The organism is Streptomyces sp. NPDC055189 (genome assembly GCF_053606765.1).
In genome coordinates this window covers 1-22,047 of sequence record NZ_JBSGSG010000116.1, presented here as the reverse complement: position 1 = coordinate 22,047, position 22,047 = coordinate 1, and the positions used below count along the sequence as shown (strand labels likewise).

22 protein-coding genes and 1 riboswitch are annotated in these 22,047 nt (G+C 70.1%); of the genes, 12 read left to right on the top strand and 10 right to left on the bottom strand.

Annotated features, from left to right (window positions below; all coding sequences use genetic code 11):
- Nucleotides 1–142: 142 nt before the first annotated feature.
- Both ACWFR3_RS42805 and ACWFR3_RS42800 read right to left on the bottom strand, forming a co-directional pair.
- Nucleotides 143–943 carry a TIM barrel protein gene (locus ACWFR3_RS42805; RefSeq protein ID WP_453740102.1) on the bottom strand — a complete coding sequence of 267 codons (801 nt, stop codon included), beginning with the start codon at nucleotides 941–943 and terminating at the stop codon, nucleotides 143–145.
- A 10-nt stretch (nucleotides 944–953) separates the two neighbouring features.
- A complete protein-coding gene (locus tag ACWFR3_RS42800) occupies nucleotides 954–2,000 on the bottom strand; it encodes a zinc-dependent alcohol dehydrogenase (protein ID WP_453740101.1) in 1,047 nt (348 codons plus the stop codon).
- A gap of 175 nt (nucleotides 2,001–2,175) precedes the next feature.
- Here ACWFR3_RS42800 and ACWFR3_RS42795 point away from each other — a divergent pair, with 175 nt between their 5' ends.
- The 5 genes from ACWFR3_RS42795 (at nucleotide 2,176) to ACWFR3_RS42775 (ending at nucleotide 7,851) form a co-directional block, all read left to right on the top strand.
- Nucleotides 2,176–3,585 (top strand): ABC transporter substrate-binding protein, encoded by a 1,410-nt coding sequence (locus ACWFR3_RS42795; RefSeq protein ID WP_453740100.1) that lies wholly within the window; start codon nucleotides 2,176–2,178, stop codon nucleotides 3,583–3,585.
- Nucleotides 3,586–3,708: 123 nt separating this feature from the next.
- Nucleotides 3,709–4,743, top strand: a complete 1,035-nt coding sequence (locus tag ACWFR3_RS42790; RefSeq protein WP_453740099.1) for a carbohydrate ABC transporter permease — start codon at nucleotides 3,709–3,711, stop codon at nucleotides 4,741–4,743.
- A 14-nt stretch (nucleotides 4,744–4,757) separates the two neighbouring features.
- Complete coding sequence (locus tag ACWFR3_RS42785) at nucleotides 4,758–5,624, top strand: carbohydrate ABC transporter permease (protein WP_453740105.1); 867 nt, start codon at nucleotides 4,758–4,760, stop codon at nucleotides 5,622–5,624.
- 48 nt (nucleotides 5,625–5,672) lie between these two features.
- Nucleotides 5,673–6,872, top strand: a complete 1,200-nt coding sequence (locus ACWFR3_RS42780; RefSeq protein ID WP_453740098.1) for an ROK family protein — start codon at nucleotides 5,673–5,675, stop codon at nucleotides 6,870–6,872.
- A 61-nt stretch (nucleotides 6,873–6,933) separates the two neighbouring features.
- Nucleotides 6,934–7,851, top strand: a complete 918-nt coding sequence (locus tag ACWFR3_RS42775) for a Gfo/Idh/MocA family protein (RefSeq protein ID WP_453740097.1) — start codon at nucleotides 6,934–6,936, stop codon at nucleotides 7,849–7,851.
- Nucleotides 7,852–7,874: 23 nt separating this feature from the next.
- Here ACWFR3_RS42775 and ACWFR3_RS42770 read toward each other — a convergent pair whose 3' ends face one another.
- The 3 genes from ACWFR3_RS42770 to ACWFR3_RS42760 form a co-directional block, all read right to left on the bottom strand.
- Nucleotides 7,875–8,738, bottom strand: a complete 864-nt coding sequence (locus tag ACWFR3_RS42770; RefSeq protein ID WP_453740096.1) for an alpha/beta fold hydrolase — start codon at nucleotides 8,736–8,738, stop codon at nucleotides 7,875–7,877.
- Nucleotides 8,735–9,379, bottom strand: coding sequence for a histidine phosphatase family protein (locus ACWFR3_RS42765; RefSeq protein ID WP_453740095.1), 645 nt, complete (start codon nucleotides 9,377–9,379; stop codon nucleotides 8,735–8,737). The genes ACWFR3_RS42770 and ACWFR3_RS42765 overlap by 4 nt, the downstream gene beginning before the upstream one ends.
- A 78-nt stretch (nucleotides 9,380–9,457) precedes the next feature.
- A complete protein-coding gene (locus ACWFR3_RS42760) occupies nucleotides 9,458–9,607 on the bottom strand; it encodes a hypothetical protein (RefSeq protein WP_453740094.1) in 150 nt (49 codons plus the stop codon).
- Between the two features lie 137 nt (nucleotides 9,608–9,744).
- Nucleotides 9,745–9,915: riboswitch (cobalamin riboswitch) on the top strand.
- Nucleotides 9,916–10,145: 230 nt separating this feature from the next.
- Here ACWFR3_RS42760 and ACWFR3_RS42755 point away from each other — a divergent pair.
- From ACWFR3_RS42755 to ACWFR3_RS42730, 6 genes are all read left to right on the top strand, one after another.
- Complete coding sequence (locus ACWFR3_RS42755; protein WP_453740093.1) at nucleotides 10,146–11,645, top strand: CoA-acylating methylmalonate-semialdehyde dehydrogenase; 1,500 nt, start codon at nucleotides 10,146–10,148, stop codon at nucleotides 11,643–11,645.
- Between the two features lie 5 nt (nucleotides 11,646–11,650).
- Nucleotides 11,651–12,799 (top strand): acyl-CoA dehydrogenase family protein, encoded by a 1,149-nt coding sequence (locus ACWFR3_RS42750; RefSeq protein ID WP_453740092.1) that lies wholly within the window; start codon nucleotides 11,651–11,653, stop codon nucleotides 12,797–12,799.
- Nucleotides 12,796–13,863 carry an enoyl-CoA hydratase/isomerase family protein gene (locus ACWFR3_RS42745; protein ID WP_453740091.1) on the top strand — a complete coding sequence of 356 codons (1,068 nt, stop codon included), beginning with the start codon at nucleotides 12,796–12,798 and terminating at the stop codon, nucleotides 13,861–13,863. The genes ACWFR3_RS42750 and ACWFR3_RS42745 overlap by 4 nt, the downstream gene beginning before the upstream one ends.
- Nucleotides 13,860–14,777 (top strand): 3-hydroxyisobutyrate dehydrogenase, encoded by a 918-nt coding sequence (mmsB, locus tag ACWFR3_RS42740; RefSeq protein ID WP_453740104.1) that lies wholly within the window; start codon nucleotides 13,860–13,862, stop codon nucleotides 14,775–14,777. Before ACWFR3_RS42745 ends, mmsB begins: the two co-directional genes overlap by 4 nt.
- Nucleotides 14,774–15,577, top strand: a complete 804-nt coding sequence (locus ACWFR3_RS42735; protein ID WP_453740090.1) for an enoyl-CoA hydratase — start codon at nucleotides 14,774–14,776, stop codon at nucleotides 15,575–15,577. Before mmsB ends, ACWFR3_RS42735 begins: the two co-directional genes overlap by 4 nt.
- A 412-nt stretch (nucleotides 15,578–15,989) precedes the next feature.
- Entirely contained in the window at nucleotides 15,990–17,486 is a 1,497-nt protein-coding gene (locus tag ACWFR3_RS42730) for a phosphoesterase (RefSeq protein ID WP_453740089.1), read from the top strand.
- Between the two features lie 65 nt (nucleotides 17,487–17,551).
- Here the strand turns inward: ACWFR3_RS42730 and ACWFR3_RS42725 are convergent, their stop codons facing one another.
- From ACWFR3_RS42725 to ACWFR3_RS42705, 5 genes are all read right to left on the bottom strand, one after another.
- Nucleotides 17,552–18,808, bottom strand: coding sequence for an MFS transporter (locus ACWFR3_RS42725; RefSeq protein WP_453740088.1), 1,257 nt, complete (start codon nucleotides 18,806–18,808; stop codon nucleotides 17,552–17,554).
- Nucleotides 18,805–19,944, bottom strand: coding sequence for a PLP-dependent cysteine synthase family protein (locus tag ACWFR3_RS42720; RefSeq protein ID WP_453740087.1), 1,140 nt, complete (start codon nucleotides 19,942–19,944; stop codon nucleotides 18,805–18,807). Before ACWFR3_RS42720 ends, ACWFR3_RS42725 begins: the two co-directional genes overlap by 4 nt.
- A 137-nt stretch (nucleotides 19,945–20,081) precedes the next feature.
- Complete coding sequence (locus ACWFR3_RS42715; RefSeq protein ID WP_453740086.1) at nucleotides 20,082–20,480, bottom strand: hypothetical protein; 399 nt, start codon at nucleotides 20,478–20,480, stop codon at nucleotides 20,082–20,084.
- A gap of 160 nt (nucleotides 20,481–20,640) precedes the next feature.
- Nucleotides 20,641–20,880, bottom strand: coding sequence for a hypothetical protein (locus ACWFR3_RS42710; RefSeq protein ID WP_453740085.1), 240 nt, complete (start codon nucleotides 20,878–20,880; stop codon nucleotides 20,641–20,643).
- 88 nt (nucleotides 20,881–20,968) lie between these two features.
- Entirely contained in the window at nucleotides 20,969–21,469 is a 501-nt protein-coding gene (locus ACWFR3_RS42705; RefSeq protein WP_453740084.1) for a DUF6174 domain-containing protein, read from the bottom strand.
- A 369-nt stretch (nucleotides 21,470–21,838) separates the two neighbouring features.
- Between ACWFR3_RS42705 and ACWFR3_RS42700 the strand changes: the two genes are divergently transcribed.
- Nucleotides 21,839–21,991: a hypothetical protein gene (locus ACWFR3_RS42700; RefSeq protein WP_453740083.1), complete on the top strand. Its 153-nt coding sequence runs from the start codon at nucleotides 21,839–21,841 to the stop codon at nucleotides 21,989–21,991.
- The last annotated feature ends 56 nt before the right edge of the window (nucleotides 21,992–22,047 follow it).

Genomic DNA, 22,047 nt, shown 5'->3' with positions numbered 1-22,047 from the left:
TTGGGGGGGGGGGTGGCCCGGGGGGGGGCGCGGGCCCTGTGGCCGCCCCCCCCGGGGGCCGCGCCGCGCCGCCGCCCCGCGCGGGGGGGGGGGGGGGGGGGCCCCGCCCCGGCCCCCACCACGGTGTCGCCGAGAAGGGCCGTCATGCTCCGGCACCCCGCAGGAAGCCCGGGATGGAGCGGACGGCGTCCACGGGGTCGCCGGTGAGGCGGCACTCGGCGGCGAGGTAGCCGTCGTAGGAGATGGCGTGCAGGGCGGAGAGCCAGGCCTGCCAGTCGAGGTGTCCGGCGCCGGGCTGGAAGCGGTTGGAGTCGGAGACCTGGGCGTGGCCGATGTAAGGGGCGTACTTGAGGATCGAGGCGGCGGGGTCGGCCTCCTCGATGTTCATGTGGTAGCTGTCGATGCCGATCTTCACCGAGTCCAGGCCCACGGTCGCAAGGAGGTCGGCGGCCTGTTCGAGGCGGTTGACCATGTGGTCCTCGTAGCGGTTGAGGGGCTCCAGGTAGAGCTCGACGCCCTCCTTCTTGGCGTGCTCGCCCAGCTCCGTGAGGCCGGTGAGCAGGACATCGCGGTCCTCGTCGGCGCTGCGCGGGGCCACGAAGGGGGGCAGTCGGCTGGAGAACATGCCGTACGACGCGGGGGTCTGCGCGCCCCGGCCGCCGATCTCGGCGATCACGGTGAGCTGGGACTTCATCTGCTCGATGGCGTCACGGCGCAGGTCGGGGTCGAAGGCGCCGAAGAAGTGCAGCATGTCGACGCAGACGGTGGGCATGACGACGCCGTCGGCGAGTGCCTGCTTCAGCTCGGGCAGCCGGGAGGCGAAGTGCAGGTCTCCCTTGGCGCGCAGCTCGATGGCGTCGTATCCGGCGGCCTGGGCGAACTCCCACTTCTGCTGAAGGGTGTCGCCCGGGAGCAGTTGTTCCTGTGCGGCGGTCTTGAACACGTGGGGCCTCTCAGAATTCCAGGACGACCTGAAGAGCGTCCGCGGGGCGCTCATCAAGAAGGACGTACGCGTCGGCCGCGTCGGCGACCGGGATGACATGGCTGACCAGGGACTCGACGTCGACCTGGCCCTCGGCGACGAGCCGCAGGAAGGTCTGCTGGAGGCGTTCCACGCTCCAGCGGTGCGACAGCTGCGGGGGCACGCCGCCGATCTGGGAGCAGATCAACTGGGCGCGGTTGTGGTGGAATTCGTCGCCGAGCCGCAGCCCGATGCCGTCTCCCTGGTAGAAGCCGGAGGCCACCACACGGCCGCCGACGGTGACGCAGCGCAGCGCCTCCTGGAGGGCGGGGTGGACGCCGCTGATCTCGATGGCGACGTCGGCGCCCGCTCCGGCGGTGGCCTCGCGGATCTGCTCGGCGACCGCGTCGGTGCGGGCGTTGAGGGTGCTGTGGGCGCCGTACTTCAGCGCGGTGTCGAGGCGTCCGTCGATGGCGTCGACCGCGGTGACGCGGGCGCCGTTGAGCTGGGCGAGCCGCGTGGTGATCAGGCCGATGACGCCCTGCCCGAAGACGGCGACGTCCTCGCCCAGGTGGATGTCGGCGGACAGGACCGCGTTGTAGGCGATGGCGCCGACGCGGGCGAAGGACCCGGCCAGGGGTTCGAGACCGGCGGGCAGGGTGTGGCCCGCCATGCGTTCGGCGGGGACGATGCCCTCGCTGCGGTGGCCCCAGATGCCCCACACCAGGTCCCCGACGGCGGGGATCGCGGGGACGCCGACCAGTTCGGGGGAGACCTCGGTGACCTCGCCGACCTCGGAGTAGCCCCAGCCCACGACGGGGTATTCGATGCCGGCGGCGCCGTCGCGGAACAGCCGGGCCTCGGGGTCCCAGGTGCGGGTCAGGTAGGGATTCGTGCCGCGGTAGGCCGTGAGCTCGGTGCCCGCGGAGATGCCCGAGTAGAGGGTGCGGACCCGCAGATGTCCGGCGGGCAGCGGGGCACTGGCGTGCTCGGCCACCTCGACCTGACGGGGGCCGGTGAATTGGACGACGCGTTCCACGAAAAGGCTCCGAGGGCTCGGGAGTGTGGTGAGAGCTGGGATCCGGGGCGCTGCGGGGCGCCGCGACCACCGGATACGTCGAGACTATCTGGAACTTATGTCTTGTCAACAAGCAAAAGAGGTGCTGAGATGTGTGCCCAGTAGACATAAGTCGGCGAGTCGATGAGGACTGAACATGCGCATGAGGACCGGCCGATCGAAGGTGATCGCCTCAGGTCTCGCGGCGGCACTGGGAATGGCGGCACTGGCCGGCTGCGCCGGTGACAGCCAGAGCGGACCGGCCAAGGCCGACCGGCACATCACCGTGTGGTCGCAGGAGAACCTGACCCCGCGCGTCGACGCCACCGAGAAGATCATCGACCGCTTCGAGAAGAAGACCGGCATCAAGGTCGACCTGGTCGGCGTCGACGAGGCCCAGATGCCTCAGCTGATCATGTCGGCCGCGGCCTCCGGCAAGCTCCCGGACGTCATCGGCGCGGCCCCGATGGGCCAGACCTGGCAGATGTACAGCAACGGCCTGCTCAACACCGACATCCCCCGCCAGATCGTCAAGAAGCTCGGCCGCTCCACGTTCAACGCCAACGCCCTCGACCTCACCTCCGACGGCGCCACCCGGCTCGGCGTCCCCTCCGACGCCTGGCTCCAGCTCCTGGCCTACCGCAAGGACCAGCTCAAGCAGGCGGACCTGCCGGCACCCGACACCTACAAAAGCCTGCTCAAGGCCGCCGAGAAGCTGACCACCAAGGGCCGCGACGGCATCTCCGCCGCCACCGACCCCAGCGACGTCTTCACCCAGCAGAGCTTCGAAGGCCTGGCCCTGGCCAACAACTGCCAGCTGGTCGACGACAAGCGGCAGGTCGACCTCGGCTCGCCGCAGTGCGCCACCGCCTTCAAGACGTACGCCACCCTCGCGGGCAAGTACGGCCCGCCCGGCACCCAGACCGTGGACTCCACCCGCGCCACCTACTTCGCGGGCAAGTCGTCGATGGTCATCTGGTCCTCCTTCCTCCTCGACGAACTCGCGGGACTGCGCAAGGACGCCCTGCCCAGCTGCGCCGAGTGCCGCAAGGACCGCAAGTTCCTGGCCGACAACACCGGCATCACCACCGCGCTCGGCGGCCCGGCGGGAGCCAAGCCCGCCCAGTTCGGCGAGATCACCTCCTGGGTCACCACCAAGACCGCCGAGAGCGACGCATCGCGCCAGTTCATCGAGTACATGATGGGCGCCGGCTACGAGGACTGGTTCGGGATGGCCCCCGAAGGCAAGATCCCGGTACGCGGCGGCACCACGGACGACCCCGAAAAATACCTGGACGCCTGGCGCTCCAGCGACATCGGCGTCGACCGCCGCGAACCCATGAACCAGGCCTTCTCCGACAAGCTCCTGGACCAGCTCGCCGACGGCGTCAGCAACATGCGGCGCTGGGGCATCAGCCAGGGCGAGGGCGCGCTCGTCGGCGCGACCAACGGCGAACTGCCCGTGCCCAAGGCCATCGGCTCCATGACCAGCGGCCAGAGCTCCCCGCAGGAGGCGGCACGCGAGGCACGCGACGAAGTGGCCGCCCTGCAGAAATCCCTGCGCTAGGCAGAAGTCCCCGCGCCAGCCGCCGCCGTGAACAGCCCTTCCACCGGAAGACACCCTCAGCCGCCCCACCGACAGCCGCCCCCAGCCGACGGCCCGCACCCAGGCACACCGAGGTACTGACCCATGAGCACAGCCCAGAGCGGCGCGACGAAGCGCCGCACCGCAGCCAGCACCCCCGAGCCGCCACCGGCCGACGGGCAGCCGGAGCGCAAGAAGTCCCGCCCGCCGAGCGCCACCGGCCGAGAGAACCGCGCCGGACTCGCCTTCGTCACCCCCACCTTCGTGGTCGTGCTCGTCGTCGTGATCCTGCCGATCCTGTGGACAGTGCTTCTCGCCTTCCAGAACGCCAAGCTCGTCGACATCCAGGACATGGGCCTGCTCGGCAACTGGACCCTGGACAACTTCACCCAGGTCTTCAGCTCGGCCGGATTCTGGTCCAGCCTCTCCACGACCCTCATCTACACCGTCGGCGCCACCCTGGGCTCCGTCGTCCTGGGCCTGATCGCGGCGCTCGCCCTGCGCACCCCCTTCCGCGGGCGCGGACTGCTGCGCGGCGCGATGCTCCTGCCCTACGTCGCGCCCGTCGTCGCCGTCGCGTTCGTCTGGGAGGTGGCCCTCAGCCCCCAGTACGGCATCGTCAACGAATGGGGCCGTTCTCTCTTCGGCTGGGACGACCCCATCGCGTTCCTCTCCACCCGTGAGTACGAAGTCAGCCTGCTCGGCGCGCACTTCGACATCCCCCTGGCGCTGCTCACCGTCATCGCCTTCGAGACCTGGCGCTACTTCCCCTTCGCTTTCCTCTTCATCCTCGCCCGCCTCCAGGCCGTGCCCAGCGGCCTCGAGGAAGCGGCCAAGGTCGACGGCGCCACCCCCCTGCAGCGCTTCCGCCACATCCTGCTGCCCCAGTTGATGCCGGTCATGGCCCTGCTGTGCGTCCTGCGCTTCATCATGACGTTCAACAAGTTCGACGACGTCTACCTGCTCACCAACGGCGGAGCGGGCACCGAAGTCGCCGCGGTGCGGGTCTACGACTTCCTCACCTCGCGCTACGACGTCGGCGCGGCCGCCGCCCAGGCCCTGGTCCTCGCCGCCGTCCTCATGGTGCTGCTGGGCCTGTACTTCAAGTTCTTCGGCAAGAAGGTCCAGGAGGAGTCGTGATGTCGCCGCTGTCCATGACACGCACCCAGTTCGAGGAGCGCCTCTTCGGCGCCCTGCGGTGGGTCGTCATCGCCTTCCTCGCGGTGATCACGATCGTGCCCTTCTACTACATGCTGCTCCTGTCGGTGAAGTCCATCGACTCCCTGCTGCTCGACCCCGGCTCCCTGTGGGTCTCCGCGAAGGAGTTCACCCTCAGCACGTACGAGAACGTCATGAAGCCCCAGTCCGAAGGCGGACAGGGCTTCCTGCAACTGCTGCTGAACTCGGCGCTCGTCTCCCTCGGCACGGTCGCCCTGACCCTCATCGCCGCCGTGCCCGGCGCCTACGCCATCAGCCGACTGAAGTTCTTCGGCAGCCGCCAGATCAGCGCGATGTTCCTCGCGGTCTACATGTTCCCGGCGACGCTGCTCGCCGTGCCGCTCTTCGTGATGTTCGCCAAGCTGGGTCTCTCCTCCAGCCTCGCGGGCCTTGCCATCGTGTACGTGGCGCAGACCGTGCCCGTCTCGATCTACATGCTGAAGAACTACTTCGTGACCATCCCGTACTCCATCGAGGAAGCAGCCGCTCTCGACGGCTGCTCGCGGCTGCAGGCCCTGCGCAAGGTGATCCTTCCGCTGGCCCTGCCGTCCCTGATGGCAACCGGCCTGTACGTCTTCATGATCGCGTGGAACGAGTTCCTCTTCGCCCTGCTCTTCCTGGCGGCCGACCCCGAGAAGTGGACGGTCTCGCTGGGCCTGGCCCAACTGTCCAACGGCATCGAGGTGTCCAAGACGGTGCTCATGGCCGGGTCCGTGGTCCTGACCATCCCCGTGATACTTCTGTTCTTCGCCGCCGAACGCCTGTTGACCGAAGGCCTGACCAGCGGCGCCGACAAGAGTTGACGGGTACGGGCTCCCGCGATCCCGCGAGAATCCAGAGACGGGGAAATGATGCCGGCGAACCAAGCAAGCCCGGGCCACCTGCTGCAGCTCATCCGCAGCGGCGAGGCCACCACACGCAGCGAACTCCTGCGCGCCACCGGTCTGTCACGATCGACCGTCGGCCTGCGCCTCGACCAGCTCTTCGGCGCGGGCTGGCTGCGCGACAGCGCCGGTTCCTCCACCGGCGGACGGCCCTCGGCCCTCCTGGAGTTCGACGCCTCGCACGCGGTGGTCCTGGCCGTGGACCTGGAGACCCGGCACGCCCGGGCCGCCGTCCTCGACCTGGCCGGCGGCGTACTGGCCGAGACCTCCGGACCGGTCCTCGTCACCGACGGACCCGCCAAGGTCCTCGACACCCTGGCCGGCTGGTTCGCACCCCTGCTCGCCGAAGCGGGCACCGAGCCGGCCAAGGTGGCGGGCATCGGCATGTCCGTACCCGGCCCCGTCGACTTCGGCCTGGGCCAGGTCATCCAGCCGCCGATCATGCCGGGATGGGACCGCTTCCCCATCCGCGAACAGATGCAGGCGGCGTACGCGGAGCAGGTCGGCCGCTCGCTGGAACCCGGCCCTGTGCCCGTCCTCGTCGACAACGACGCCAACCTCATGGCGTACGCCGAACACCGCGCGGGGCACCCGGACTGCGCGGCGTTCCTGCTCATCAAGGCATCGACCGGTATCGGCGCCGGAGTTGTCGTCGGCGACGAGGTCTACCGCGGTATCGACGGCGGCGCCGGCGACATCGGCCACATCAGGCTGCACGACCGGCCCGACGCCCTGTGCATGTGCGGCTCCTACGGCTGCCTCGCCGCGGTCGCCAGCGGTCGCGCCCTGGCCGGACAGCTCTCCGCGCTCGGCATTCCCACCACCTCGGGATCGGGCGTGCACCAGCACCTGGCCGACGGTCAGCCCGATGCCATCCGCCTGGCCAGGGAGGCGGGCCAGCGCGTCGGGGAAGTACTGGCCACCGTCGTCACCCTGCTCAACCCCGGTGTCCTGATGCTCGCGGGCGACCTCGCCGGAGCGCCCTTCATGACCGGCGTACGCGAACTCCTCTATCAGCGCGCCATGCCCCGGACCACCGCCAACCTGAACGTGGTCACCGCGCAACTGGGCGACCGGGCAGGTCTGATGGGCGCGGGCGAGATGGTAGTGGAACACCTCTACTCGCCGGATCGCGCGGACGCACGCCTTGACGCGTTGACGTCCTGATCGACGACACCACCACCTACGTACACGTACACGTACACGCACACGCTTACACGGAGACCCCATGAGCGACAGCAGCTCCCGCCCTTCGCCCGCCGGCTCAGGCCCCGGCTCGCACGCGCCGGTGCGGGTCGGCCTGGTCGGTGCCGGGCCGTGGGCGCGCGTCATGCACGCGCGGATGCTGGCCGCCGGACCCGAGACCACGCTGGCCGCCGTGTGGGCCCGCCGCCCCGAAGCCGCGGCCGAGACCGCGGCGCCCTACGGTGCGGCGGTTGCCGCGGGCTTCGACGAGCTCCTCGACACCTGCGAGGCGGTCGCCTTCGCCGTACCCCCCGCGGTCCAGGCCGAGTTGGCGCCCCGCGCCGCGAAGGCCGGCAAGGCGCTGCTGCTGGAAAAGCCGCTGGCCCCGGACCTCGCCGGGGCCCGGCGCGTGGCGGACGCGGTCGAGGAGGCGGGCGTGGTCTCCCAGCTGGTCCTCACCAAGCGATACCACCCGCAAACCCGCGCCTTCCTGGAGGCGGCGCAACACGTGGAAGTCACCGGCGCACGGTCCTGCTACCTCCACGGCGCTTTCCTGGGCGGGGACTTCGCCACCGCATGGCGCATGGAACACGGCGCCCTGCTCGACCTGGGCCCGCACCTGCTCGATCTCCTCGACACGGCCGTCGGCCCCATCACTTCCGTACGCTCCACCGGCGATCCGCGCCGCTGGACCGAGCTGACCTGCGAGCACGAGAACGGCGCGGTGAGCCAGGCCTCGCTCTCGGGTGCCGTACAACTGCCGAGGGCCCGCACCCGGGTCGAGCTGTTCGGCCCCGGCGAGGAACTCGTCTACGACACGGCGGAACTGGACCACGAGGAGTGCTGGCCGGTGCTGCGCCGGGAATTCGCGCAAGCGGTACGCGCCAACCGCTCCACGGCGATCGACGCCGGGCGCGGACTGCGCATCCAGCAGCTCTTGGCGTGGGCGTCGGAAGGCTGAAGCCGGGAGGCTTGATGGGCGGCCTACAGCGCGCCTTGCACGAACCTACGAAGGTGTGCGCGTGTGACATCGGGCTGCTCCAGCCAGGGTTCGTGCCCCGCTCCGGCCACCCGTGTCGAGGGAACATCGAGTCGGCGGGCCAGTGATTCAAGCGCTGAGTACGGCCGGGGATCATCGGCGCCGCCGAGGATTTCGACCTGCGCGGGCAGGCAACCGCGCAGCTCGTCGAGGCGCTGGTCCAGCGGGTCCGAACGCCCTTCCGCACCGAGTTCAGCATTCATGACCCAGTTGACGGGGCGGCGTTCACGGGCACCTCGCGCGGCCCAGTGCCAACCGCGCCGGGGATCGGCGTGGTCGGTGAACCAGGACAACGTGAGCAACTCGACCTCCTGGTCCTCCGTGCGGTGCGGCACCCGATGCAACACGCGGAGCCGCTCCTGTTGCGCCGCGGTCATACGCCGCTCGCGTTCCGCCCGATCCGCCGCGCGCCACTCGCCGACGAACGGCCCGCACATCAGCAGCATCGCGGCCACTCGATCCGGATGGGCCATGCAGAACCGGGCGGCAAGGTCGGCACCGTAAGAGTGCCCCAGCAGCACGGCCGAAGGCGTATCCCATACGTCGAGAAGCTCAGCGAGATCGTCGACATGCCGGGCGAGGGTATGGCGGCCCAGCCAGGGGGAGTTGCCGGTGCCGCGCTGGTCGTAGCGGTACACGGGAGCGAGGTCCGCGATCATGGGGGCGACGTCGCCCAGGTAGTCCGGCAGTCCCGGCCCGCCATGAAGCATGACCACGGGAGGCTCGTGCTGCGTGCTCCCCAGCGCGTCCCAATGCAGTCGAGCCCCGTCAGCCATTTCGGCAAGGCCCTGCGTCTCGATCGAGTTCACCGCGGCGAACCTACCGGTGCAGCCGGCGGGACGACGCCGAGGCTGACCACTTGGCGGTTGTGGAAGTAGTCGTCTTCGCGCAGCATGGTGATGCTGCCCGACGGCGCACGGAAGCCGGCGTAGCCGGCCGACTCGACCGGCATCCTGATCCAGGCCGCCACGGCGAACGTCAGGGAGCCGCCGTGCGTCACGATGATCTGGTGTCCGCCCGGGCGTCGCAGGATCTCGTCCATGGCAGCGTAGATACGCCGCGCCCACACCGCCTTGGTCTCGGCACCTTCCACGCCTTCGTCGTGATCCATCCGCTCCCCGACGGCGGGCGGCGGCACGAAGCGCCGGTCGAGCCACTCCTGCGGCTTTCCGCCCGCCTCCCCGTACGACTTCTCCCGCAACCTGCGATCCAGAACGGGCCGCACACCGAACACTTCGGCCACCTCCCCGGCCGTCCGCACGGTACGCCGCAGATCCGACGAGAACAGCTCCACCTCGGCATCATCGGGAATCTGCGCCCGCAGCGCCCGGGCAATGGCCCCAGCCGCACGGACACCGGCAGGGGTCAACCGAGAGTCATGCCATCCGCCGACGACGCCCTCGACATGGTGGGTGGCTTCGGGGTGGGTGACGAGGTAGAGGGTGCGCATGTGCACGCATTCTTCCAGTGGTCGTGCTGCGGCCCGACGGGCAAAGCGGCGGCGCCGGAACCGGTGCGGCGGGGATGCCTACTTCCGGCGGCGGACGAACAGCCAGATGCGGGTCGCCATCGCGCCGATGACCACGACTGCGACCGTGATCTGCAGCCATCGCGGGAGGTTGCCCGCGCCGGGGAGGTAGAGGGCGAGCGACATCATCGACGCCGCCGGGGGCTGCACCGTTGTGCGAGGTCATCCATCGGACGGCTCCGGGAGTTTCGGGGCGGGTGGGCAGATCGTATGGGCCGCACCGGCAGTGCTCCTGTCGCGACCCGCGGCCAGGAGGGCTGGACTTACTAGGACGTCCAACTATATCTTCGTGGCACAAGGTCCGCGGTGCAGGGAAGCCGGTGTGAATCCGGCACGGTCCCGCCACTGTGACCGGGGAGTGTGCTGTCATCCACACGCCACTGGCGAAGTCTGCCGGGAAGGCGGGCGGCGCGCGGAGATCCGGGAGTCAGGATACCGGCCGCGGAATGTTCCGTGTTGTCCACGAGGATGGAGCAGACACGCATGGCACCGGTCCGTACTCATGACCTCGGTGATCCGGCGGAGCGCAGTCAACTCACTTTGCGCTCATAGATCTTCGTGACCCTGGCGGTCCCGACGTTCGCTGTCCCACGGCGGCCCGCACCGGCAGCGGACACACCTGTGTGCCCGGTCCGGCGATGCGCCGTGCCTTCCCCGGATCTCACCTGACGAGAGCAGGCACGCACCCATGGTCCGTGAACTCACCCACTTCATCGGCGGCAAGCACACCGTCGGCACGTCCGGCCTCTTCGGCGACGTCTACGACCCCAACACCGGCACCGTCCAGGCCCGCGTACCGCTGGCGAGCCGGGCCGACACCGAGGCGGCGATCGCCGACGCGGTCACCGCGCAGGAGGAGTGGGGCCGTTGGAACCCCCAGCGGCGCGCCCGCGTCCTGCTGTGCTTCCTGCAACTCGTGGAGGCAGAACGCGACTCCCTGGCACGGATGCTGTCGGCCGAGCACGGCAAGACCGTGGCCGACGCGCACGGTGACATCCAACGCGGCTTGGAGGTGGTGGAGTTCGCCGCCGGGGTCCCGCATCTGCTCAAGGGCGAGTTCACGGACAACGCGGGCACCGGCATCGACGTGCACTCGCTGCGCTCCCCGATCGGTGTGGTCGCCGGGATCACCCCGTTCAACTTCCCCGCGATGATCCCGCTGTGGAAGGCCGCGCCCGCTCTGGCCTGCGGCAACGCGTTCATCCTCAAGCCGTCCGAGCGTGATCCCTCCGTGCCATTGCGGCTGGCCGAACTGTTCCTGGAGGCAGGCCTGCCGCCCGGCGTCCTGAACGTCGTCAACGGCGGCAAGGAAGCCGTCGACACCCTCCTGGAGGATGCCCGGGTCGGCGCGCTCGGCTTCGTCGGCTCCACTCCCGTCGCCGCGCACATCTACGCCACCGCCGCCGCCCACGGAAAGCGTGCCCAGTGCTTCGGCGGCGCCAAGAACCACATGATCGTCATGCCCGACGCGGACCTCGACCAGGCCGTCGACGCCCTCATCGGCGCCGGATACGGCTCGGCGGGCGAGCGCTGCATGGCCATCTCGGTGGCCGTTCCCGTCGGCGAGGAGACCGCCGACGCGCTGGTAGCCGCGCTCAAGGCACGCATCGGCGCCCTTCGCATCGGCCGCAGCGACGACCCGGACGCCGACTTCGGCCCGCTGGTGAGCAGGGACGCCCTCGACCGCGTCCGGCGGTACGTGGACATCGGCGTCAACGAAGGCGCCGAACTCGTCGTCGACGGACGGCAATTCACCCTGCCGGAGCACGCGAACGGATTCTTCGCGGGTGCCTCGCTCTTCGACCGGGTCAGTCCGCAGATGCGGATCTACCGCGAGGAGATCTTCGGCCCCGTCCTGTGCGTCGTACGGGTCGACGACTACGAGGAAGCCCTGCAGCTGCCCAGCGAGCACCAGTACGGAAACGGGGTAGCGATCTTCACCAGGGACGGCGACACCGCCCGCGACTTCACCCGCCGCGTCGACACCGGCATGGTCGGCGTCAACGTCCCCATCCCGGTCCCCGTCGCCTACCACACCTTCGGCGGCTGGAAGCGCTCCGGCTTCGGCGACCTGAACCAGCACGGCCCGGACGCCATCCGCTTCTACACCCGTACCAAGACCGTCACCTCGCGCTGGCCCTCAGGGGCCAGGGAAGGCGCGAGCTTCACCCTGCCCACCATGGAATGAGCGCCATGACCATTACATCACTCACAGAGGACCAGCAAGCCCTCGTCGAGACAACCCTCGACTTCGCGGAGGACCACCTGGCCCCCCGCGCCGTGCAGTGGGACCAGGACAAGCACTTCCCGATCGACGTACTGCGCAAGGCGGCCGGACTGGGGCTCGGCGGCGTCTACGTGCGGGAGGACGAGGGCGGCAGCGGCCTCACGCGGGCCGACGGGGTCCTCGTCTTCGAGGCCCTCGCCTCCGGCTGCCCGTCCATCGCGGGCTACCTCTCCATCCACAACATGGTCGCCTGGATGATCGACGCCTACGGAGATCCCGGGCAGCGGGCGCGCTGGCTGCCCCGCCTGTGCTCCATGGACGATCTGGGCAGTTACTGCCTGACCGAACCGGGAGCCGGCTCGGACGCCGGGGCCCTGCGCACCCGGGCCGTCCGCGACGGAGATGACTTCGTCCTCAGCGGGGTCAAGCAGTTCATCTCCGGTGCGGGCGCCGCGCAGGTCTACGTCGTCATGGCGCGCACCGGTGGCGCGGGACCGCAAGGAGTTTCCGCGTTCGTCGTCGAACTGGACGATCCAGGGCTCTCGTTCGGCCCGGACGAGAAGAAGATGGGCTGGAACGCCCAGCCCACCCGGCAGGTGATCCTGGACGGCGTGCGGGTGCCCGCGGACCGGCTGCTCGGAGGCGAGGGCGACGGCTTCCGGATCGCGATGAGCGGCCTGAACGGCGGCAGGCTCGGCATCGCCGCCTGCTCCCTGGGCGGCGCCCGCAGCGCCCTGAACAAGAGCCTGGCGTACCTCGCCGACCGGGAGGCGTTCGGTGCCCGGCTCCTGGACGCGCAGGCCCTGCGGTTCCGCCTCGCCGACATGGCGACCGAACTCGCCGCCGCCCGCGCCCTGGTCCACCAGGCGGCCGGGGCCCTGGACCGCAGCGACCCGCAGGCGCCTCAGCTGTGCGCGATGGCCAAGCGTTTCGCCACCGACACCGGCTACTCCGTCGCCGACCGGGCGCTGCAACTCCACGGAGGCTACGGCTACTTGAACGAGTACGGCATCGAGAAGATCGTCCGCGACCTCCGCGTCCACCAGATCCTGGAAGGAACCAACGAGATCATGCGCGTCATCGTCGCCCGAGGCCTGACCGAGGCACTGCGGTGACCGCGGCCGAGGACTTCGTCCTGCTCCGTACCGAGGGCCGCGCGGCCCACCTCACCCTCAACCGGCCCCGGGCCCTCAACGCCCTGACCCACACCATGGTCAACCGCATCGACGAGGCGCTCACCGCCTGGGAGCACGATCCGGCCGTGCAGACCGTGATCATCCAAGGGGCCTGCGGGCGCGGCCTGTGCGCGGGCGGCGACATCCGCTCCATCTACGAGGACGCGCGCGCCGGGACGTCCGTCTCCGCCGGCTTCTGGCGTGACGAGTACCGGCTCAACGCCCGCATCGCCCGCTACCCCAAGCCGTACGTCGCCGTGATGGACGGCATCGTGATGGGCGGCGGCGTCGGGGTCTCCGCGCACGGCGACGTCCGCGTCGTCACCGAACGCTCCCGCATCGCGATGCCGGAAACCGGCATCGGCTTCGCCCCCGACGTGGGCGGCACCTACCTCCTGGCGCTCGCCCCCGGCGAACTCGGCACCCACCTGGCGCTCACCGGTGCGCAGATCGGCGCGGGCGACGCCCTGCTGTGCGGTCTCGCCGATCACTTCGTGCCGAGTGAGGAGCTGCCCGGGTTGCTGGAGGGTCTCGCCGCGCAGCCGGTGTGGGACGTGCTCCAGCAGTACGTGTGCCAGCCACCCCCCGGAGAGCTGGCAGGTCATCGGTCCTGGATCGACGAATGCTACGGCGCCGACACCGTGGAGGAGATCCTCGCCCGGCTGCACGGCCACGGATCGCGCCCCGCAGCGGAGGCCGCCGACACCCTCGCCACCAAGTCGCCCACCGCCCTGAAGGTGACGCTCGCCGCGCTGCGCCGCGCACGGCGGCTCGGGCCGCTGGAACGTGTCCTGGAGCAGGAGTATCGCGTCTCCTGTGCCGCGCTCACCTCCCACGACCTGGCCGAGGGAATCCGCGCTCAGGTCATCGACAAGGACCGCAGTCCTCGCTGGTCGCCGGCCACGCTCGGCGAGGTCTCAGGGGCGGACGTGGAGCGCTACTTCGCCCCGCCCGCCGGGGGCGAACTCGACCTGGCCACAACCCCGCAGGAGGTGGCGTGGTGAACGGCAAGCGCACGATCGGCTTCATCGGTCTCGGGCATATGGGCGGCCCGATGGCCGCCAACCTCGCCGGGGCGGGGCACCGCGTTCTGGGCCACGACTTGATGCCCGAACTGCTCGGTGCCGCCGTCGGGGCCGGTGTGGAGGCGGCCGGTTCATCGGCGGACGCCGCAGCGGCGGCGGACGTGGTGATCACCATGCTGCCCGGAGGACGGCATGTCCTGGGCCTCTATCAAGAGGAGGGGCTGCTGGCCGCCGCCCGGCCGGGCACGCTGTTCATCGACTGCTCGACCATCGACGTGGCCGACGCGCGCAGCGCCCACGAAGCCGCGATCGCCGCCGGAATGCGGGCCCTGGACGCCCCGGTCTCCGGGGGAGTGGTGGGCGCCGAGGCCGGCACGCTCACCTTCATGGCGGGCGGCGGCGAGGCCGAGTTCGCCGAGGCCGAACCGCTCCTGACCCTCATGGGCAAGAAGGCGGTGCACTGCGGCGGACCCGGCGCCGGTCAGGCCGCGAAGATCTGCAACAACATGATCCTTGGCGTCTCGATGATCGCGGTGAGCGAGGCGTTCGTCCTCGGCGAGATCCTGGGCCTGTCCCATCAGGCCCTGTTCGACGTGGCCTCCACCGCGTCCGGCCAGTGCTGGGCCCTGACCGTCAACTGCCCGGTTCCGGGCCCCGTACCGAACAGCCCCGCCAACCGCGACTATCGCCCCGGCTTCGCCGCCCCGCTGATGGCCAAGGACCTGGGCCTGGCGGCCAACGCACTCCGAGCCGGCGGCATCAACGCGCAACTCGGTCTCAAGGCAGCCGAGTTGTACGCCGCCTACGCGCAGGGCGCCGGATCGGACCAGGACTTCTCCGGGATCGTCAACACCATCAGGGAACACCTGGCAGGGAGCGAAGAGACCACATGACCACGGAACCGCATGAGACGACCACGGAACCGTACGAGACGATCCGCCTCGAACGAAAGGGCCGCACAGCCCTCCTCACACTCGACCGCCCCAAGGCCCTCAACGCGCTCAACCTCCAGTTGATGAACGAGATCGTCTCGGCGACGGCAGACCTGGACCGGGACCCGGGCATCGGCTGCATCATCATCACCGGATCGCCGAAGGCGTTCGCCGCCGGGGCCGACATCAAGGAGATGCGGCCCCACAGCTTCATGGACATGTACCTCAGTGACTGGTTCACCGCCTGGGACCGGCTCGGGCAGCTGCGTACGCCGACGATCGCGGCCGTCTCCGGATACGCGCTCGGCGGCGGCTGCGAGCTGGCCATGCTGTGCGACATCCTGCTGGCCGCCGACACCGCCGTGTTCGGGCAGCCCGAGATCAAACTGGGCGTCATCCCCGGCATCGGCGGCTCACAGCGGCTGACCCGCGCGGTCGGCAAGGCCAAGGCCATGGAGATGTGCCTGACCGGCCGCACCATGGACGCCGAGGAGGCGGAGCGGGCCGGGCTCGTCTCCCGCGTGGTGCCCGCCGAAGAACTCGCCGTTGAGGCCCTCGCCGTCGCCGAGACCGTCGCCGGCATGTCCCTGCCCGTCGCCATGATGGCCAAGGAAGCGGTGTCCCGGGCCTTCGAGACGACCCTCGCGGAGGGCGTCCGCTTCGAACGCCGCCTGTTCCACGCCGTGTTCGCCACCGCGGACCAGAAGGAGGGGATGGCCGCGTTCGTGGAGAAGCGGCCGCCCGGCTTCACGCACGCCTGAGGCGCTCGCCGTCTCTCTGCCCGAATCGGGCATCGACCCCCGGAGCCTATTGCAACTGATAGGCAATAAGGAACACAATGCAGTAGGCGTTCGACCGGCCCTCCGGGGCGATCGACGCACCGCAGGTGCGGGGCGACGTTCCCCGCAGACGCGTCCGTCCCGAGGACGCTGCCTCGCACCCGCGTCCTGCCCGGAACTGCCGCTGTTGCACCGGGCCCTCTCGACGACGTGCTGCCCGACGGGTGGCCGGATCCGCGTCGCGCGCGGTCCGGGCCGCGCGAAGGCTGGACGGCACAGCCAACTGCCTGTGGGCTGTTTGCCGTACCCCCGGAGTCTGTTCATGTCGCGTTCGGCTTGCCCTCCAATGCTCAACCACCGGCATTCCAGCGGCACTTGGACGAAGGGCTTAACGATGACCGACAAGCACGTCGACGATCCCGGGCGCGCGGCACTCTCACGACGCCGCCTTGTCAAGTACGCCGGTGTCGGGGCGACCCTGGCCGCGGCCAGTCCGCTGGCCTACGCGACTCCCGCCGAGGCGGAGGACGAAGGCGTGCGCAGAGCGGGCGGAGGTTCCCGCCGAAGAGTGTGGCGGGCCGGGGACCATCATGTGCACTCGGAGTACAGCGGCTCCTTCGACACTTCGACCAACCCTCCGAAGTTCCAGAAGGGCGCCGACGCCGTCTACCCGATCGTCACCAACGCCGTCATGGCCAAGCACTTCGGACTCACGTGGGCGATGTGCACCGACCACGGCGGGCCCACCCACTCGAAGGTGAACCTCGAACAGGCGTATCCCGACCTGCTGCGCTCGCGCGCCTTGGTGCCCGAGGTCCTGCAGTTCTGGGGCATGGAGTTCGACGCCCCGGCCCTGGACCACCACACGCTGATGATCCCTCACCACGCCGACGAAGCCCAGCAGTTGTTCGAGCTGGAGAGCCGCTTCGCCAAGCATGACGCCTTTCCCGCCGACCCTGGCCGCGACGCCGAGGCCAAGATGGTCGAGTTCCTGAAGGCGGCGAAGGACCTGCGGCGAAAGCCGCTGGTGATCGCGCACCATGCGGCGCGGTCCGCCACCGGCCTCGGCGTCTACGGGCAGGACACCCCGCGTGAGTTCCGCAACGGCAACAACACCGCGCCGGAGATCTACGTCGGGTTCGAGGGCGCTCCCGGCCATCAGGCAGGTCCGCTCAACGGTCGTGCGCGCGGCGGCTACGGCAGCTATCCGACGCACGGCGGCTTCGATCAGATGACGGCGCGTGTCGGCGGGCTGTGGGATTCGCTGCTGGGGGAGGGGCGGCGGTGGTGGATCACCGCGACTTCGGACTCGCATGTGCACTGGACGCGCGGCGGCTCCGATTTCTGGCCCGGCGAGTACAGCAAGACCCACGTCCTGGCCCGGCAGGACTACGCCGACATCATGGACGGGCTCCGCAACGGCCGGATCTGGGTCGGCACAGGGGACCTGATCACCACCCTCGATCTGACGGCCCGGAGCCAGGGCCGGAGCGCCGCTGTTGGCGAGACCCTCGGCGTGAGTCGGCGCAAGCGCAGTGACGTGGACATCGAGATCCGGTTCCGACCGCTGAGGGGCACGAACGCCAACGGCGACCATCCCGAGGTGCGGCGCGTCGACCTGATCGTCGGCGAGGTCAACGGCCCCTCCGCCGACCTTGACTCCGACACCAACCCCACCACGAAGGTGGTGGCGAGGTTCGGCCCGCGCGACTGGCGGGGGCAAGGGCACGAGTACGTCATCAAGCACACCCTGCGCAACGTCGAGAGCGACCTGTACGCCCGAGTGCGCGGCACGAGCACCGATGAGGCCGAGCCGCTCGCCGACGGCCTCGAGAGCCCGTGGGACGACCTGTGGTTCTACTCGAACCCGGTGTTCGTCCAGGTGCGGTAGCCGTCCGTGGGGACGGGGCGGCGACGTTGTGCACCGTCGCCTCGTCCCCGCGGCACTTCACCGGATCAGGCAGCGACGAGCCGAGGCTCCGGCGCGGTGAGCCGTCCGGTCCGCGACAGGGCGGCGACGGAGGCCGCGCACGCGAGCCCGGTGGCGGTCAGGGCGCACCAGGGCATCCAGAGGGCGTCGTGTCGCTCGGCGAAATCCCAGACGGCTCCCGTGGCGAGATTGCCGAGGGTGATGCCGAGGCCCGAAACGGTGTTGTAGAGGCCGTAGTGGGTGGCGACGAGACGGTTCCCGGACAGGGCGACGACGGTGTCCATCTCAAAGGGGTAGACCACCGCGCTGCCCGCCGCGAGCAGGACCACGGCTGCCAGCAGGGCGACCAGGACCGCGGCCGGAGCGCCGGACGGGGTCAGGGCCAGGGGCAGGAAGGCGATCCCCATCGAGAGCAGTCCGCGCACCAGTGCCTGCCCCGGTGTCCAGCGCTGTTTCGCCCAGTCGGTGAGCCTGAGCTGGCCGATGACGGCGACCGCGGCCGAGACGACGAAGAGGCCGCTGGTGACCCATGTGCCCCTCGATCCCATGGCGTTGGAGGCAGCCAGCGGGAGGGCGAGATAGACCTGGAAGGCCAGGACGTACGAGCCGATCATCGCGGTGGCGAAGAGCAGGAAGGGCCGGTTGGCGACGACGGTGCGCCACTGGGCCAGTACGCCCTCCGGGCGGGCTCCGGCGGCCGTGTCCGCGCCGTGGCGTGCGGGCAGCGCACACCATTGGAGCAGGGTCAGCGCGGCGAAGACCGCGGCGGCGACGGTGCAGACGAGGCGGAAGTCGGCGGCGAGCAGACCGAGGCCGACCAGCGGGCCCAGGAGCATCCCCGCCTGGTAGTAGACGTTGAAGGTGGCGAAGGCATCCACGCGCCGGTCGCCCGCCTCGGCCGCCAGGTAGGCGCGCAGGGCGGGGTTGAACAGGGCGCCCGCGAAGCCGGTGGCCGCGGAGGCGATGACGAGTGCGGGGACGTTGTCGACCCAGCCCAGCAGACCGAAGCCCGCGGTCCGCAGGAGGCAGCCCGCCATGATCGGTGCTTTGTAGCCGAAGCGGTCGGCGAGAGTGCCGCCGATGAGGAACATGCCCTGCTGGGAGAAGTTGCGTACGCCCAGGACGAGCCCGACGGCCCAGGCGGCCAGGCCCAGTTGGCCGGACAGATGGGCGGCGAGGTAGGGCACGAGCATGTAGAAGGCGAGGTTGATGGCGAACTGGTTGGCCATCAGCAGGCGTACCGCGGGCGGGAAGGAGCGTGTCTGCTGGTACAGGTGCTTCATCGGGCTGCTCCCGTGAGCTCGTGCGCGGCATTGCCGGTGAGGGGGTCGGTGATGTGTGTGCAGCGGGTCCACCGGGTGACGACGCGGTCGGTGGGGTGGGCGATTTCGTCCGGGTCCTCGGCGGGCGGGTGGCCGAGCAGGTCGTGTTCGCGGCAGTAGGCGTCGTCGAACACGGTGCCGACGTAGCGGTGCGGTCCGTCGGGCAGGACGGTGACGATGCGGTTCTCCGCGGGCAGGGTGCGGGCCAGCCAGCGTGCGACGAGGGCGACGGCGCCGACGCTCCAGCCGCCGGTGGCGTAGTGGTGGCGGGCGAGTTGCCGGGCGGCCCAGACGGCCTCGGGAGCCGCGACCCAGTGCGCCTCGTCGAAGAGGCCGTAGGCCACGTTGCGGGGGTGGATGCTGCTGCCAAGGCCGCGCATCAGGCGGGGCGCGGCGGGCTGGCCGAAGATGGTGGAGCCGGTCGTGTCCACGCCCACGACGTGCAGGCGGGGGAAGTACTCGCGCAGCACGGAGGCGACCCCGGCGGAGTGGCCGCCGGTTCCCACGGAGACGACGAGGCTGTCGATCCGGCCGAGTTGGGCGACGAGTTCGTGCGCGAGAGGGGCGTAGGCGGCTACGTTGTCGGGGTTGTTGTACTGGTCGGGGCACCATGCGTCGGGGTGGCGGGCAAGGTGTTCCTCGACGCGGTCGCGGCGCGCCTGCTGCCAGCCCCCGGTGGGGTGCGGGGCCTCGACGACCTCGATCCGCGCTCCGTACGCGGTGAGCAGCCCGGTCAGCAGTGGTTCCATGCCGGGATCGGTGACGACCGTGACCGGGTGGCCGAAGGTGTTTCCGGCGAGGGCCAGACCGAGGCCGAGGGTGCCTGAGGTGGACTCGACGATCCGTGCGCCGGGCAGCAGTTCCCCGCGCTCGCGGGCCGCGCGCACCATGTACAGGGCGCTGCGGTCCTTGATACCGCCGGGGTTGTGGCCTTCGAGCTTGGCCCAGAAGCCGCGGTGGGCGGCAGTGAAGGGTGCGCCCACCCACAGGACGGGCGTGTCGCCGACCAGGCCGGCGCAGGTGTGCGCCGGGCGCTTGGTGCCGGCCGGGAACTGGACGGGTGGCAGGGGAATCGCAGCGGGGGCGAGGTGGTTCATGGCGTGCTTCTCCCGCGAGCGACGGCGTCCGAGGGGCCGTCGCTCGTTCCGTGGGTTGAAGAAGGTTGGAGGTCGACTGATCGGGAGCCGTCGCCCGGGCATACGGGTGTTGTCCGTGGCTTTGGCTCAAGCGCTGATCAGGTCCTCCACACGCCGAGGCGGGCCCGTTCCCGTTGGGTGGATGTCCCGCTGTTGTCTGGCTGCGGGGGAGAGCGTTCGCGTACGCAGGAGACCGTTCTGCCGGTGCAGGCGGCCGACGGCGTGTCCTGCGCCGCTTCGGAGAGCGGGGCGATGGCACGAGGCGGCTGGACCGTGGGCTCGTCCGTGCCCCAGCACTGCTCCGGGCTGTTCTCGGCCGGGGCTGCTTGCCGCGCGGCCGGATCGGCGGGGTGCTCGTGCGCGGGCCCGCAGGTCGCGGCCGGTGCGAGGAGGGAGTCGGCGCGTGCCACCCCTGCGGGTGCCGGGCCGTGGGCACAGGCCAACAGGTGCACCAGCGTGACCAGAAGCACCACGAGCGCCGCTCCGGTGCGGGACACGGAGCGGCTGCTGCCGGGTCCCGACCGAGCCATCATGAACGCTTACAGTAATCGATCGATTACATAAGGTGCGCGTGAGGAGTGGGCGTCCCGTCGACGGGGCGAGTGCGACCATCGGCCCCAGGCCGCGACCGTCGACCGCCAACCGCAGATCGCGGCCTCACCAGTTGTAGATGATCTCCCCGCTGCTGTTGTAGTAGGTGTACGACCCGTCCGGCTGGCCGATGATGCAGGCGTAGCCGCCGGCCGGCGTGTCTCCGCAGAAGGTGGCGGCGCTGGCCGAACCCGTCGACAGGGCCATCCCGCCGCCCACGAGAAGGCCGGTGGCGGCAACGGTGACGGCGAGCCTCCGGACTCGCCTGCGACGCGGTGTGATGGTTGTGGTCGTCTTCCTCTGCATGGCTAACTCCCTGTTGCCGATGGGTTGTCGGTCAGCAGGTGTTCGGAGCGGCTGCCCGGCCGGTTTGCTTCCGGTGAGATTTCGGTGGCTAGCCGTCGCGGGGTTCGTAGGCGCTGATGACGTACAGGGCCTCGTCGTCGAGCGCGTTCTTGTCCCGGTCCAGCGCAATGCGCAACGGGTGCCCGTCGGCCGCGTACTTCACCTCCGCTGTGTCCGCCCGGTCGCGGCGGGCTTGGTCCATTTCCTTCAGCAGTTCACCGATGGTCGGTATTTCACCGGGCAGCTGCTTGGCCACTCGCCGACCGCTTTCGTCGAGGCCGACCGCCTTGACGACCTTGCCGTCCCGGACCGTCACCCGAAAGGCGCCGAGCAGGGACCGTTCCCCCTCGGTCGACTTCAGGGTGTAGGCGTACGAGGAGGGCTCGTCCCAGGCCGTCTCGCTCCGCGCCGCGACCCCCTCCCTCTCCGTCCCTTTGGCGGTCTCTGCCGTCGGTGAATCCTCGGTGCCGCAAGCGGCAGTCGCGCCGATCGGCGCCCCCGGCAGAGCGACGGTGGACACGAGACGGAGGCCGGGGCGTGCGGCAGGCATGGTGGCTCCCTTGACGACGGTTACCCCTACGACGCTGGTCGGCCCGATAGCGTTCGGTGCGCTCAGGGGGCGGGGAGTCAGGCCACGTTGATCTGGCGGGACCGTTCCGGAGCGGGACATGACTGGGCTCGGATGTGCCGCACCCCGGAGCTCGAAATCGCAGGTGAAGTGCCTGCCGCGGGATCTCGCGGGGCGGATTGCTCCGCCCTGCCCGTGTGTCGCCGAGCGGTACGAGTAATCAATTCGAGCCACTCCGCTTGACTCTACCTTGACATGCGATTGACCATATCTTTACCTTCGATCCGCGGGTCGATGAAGATCCATTTCGTTGCCCGTTCCGCATTTCCCCGGCACTCGAGGAGGTCCGCAATGGACAAGCTCATCAAGCAGATGACCCAGGACACCAACTGGTCGAAGTGGGTGGCCGCCAACTCGGCGCAGGGCGCCAAGGACGGCTGCATCAGCGCCACCCCGAAGACCGGCTGCATCAGCGTCGCCGGCAAGAGCGGCTGTATCTCCTGACCCGCGTCCCTCCACGCCGGAGCCGCCGCCGTCCCTTCGCGGCGGCGGCTCCGGCC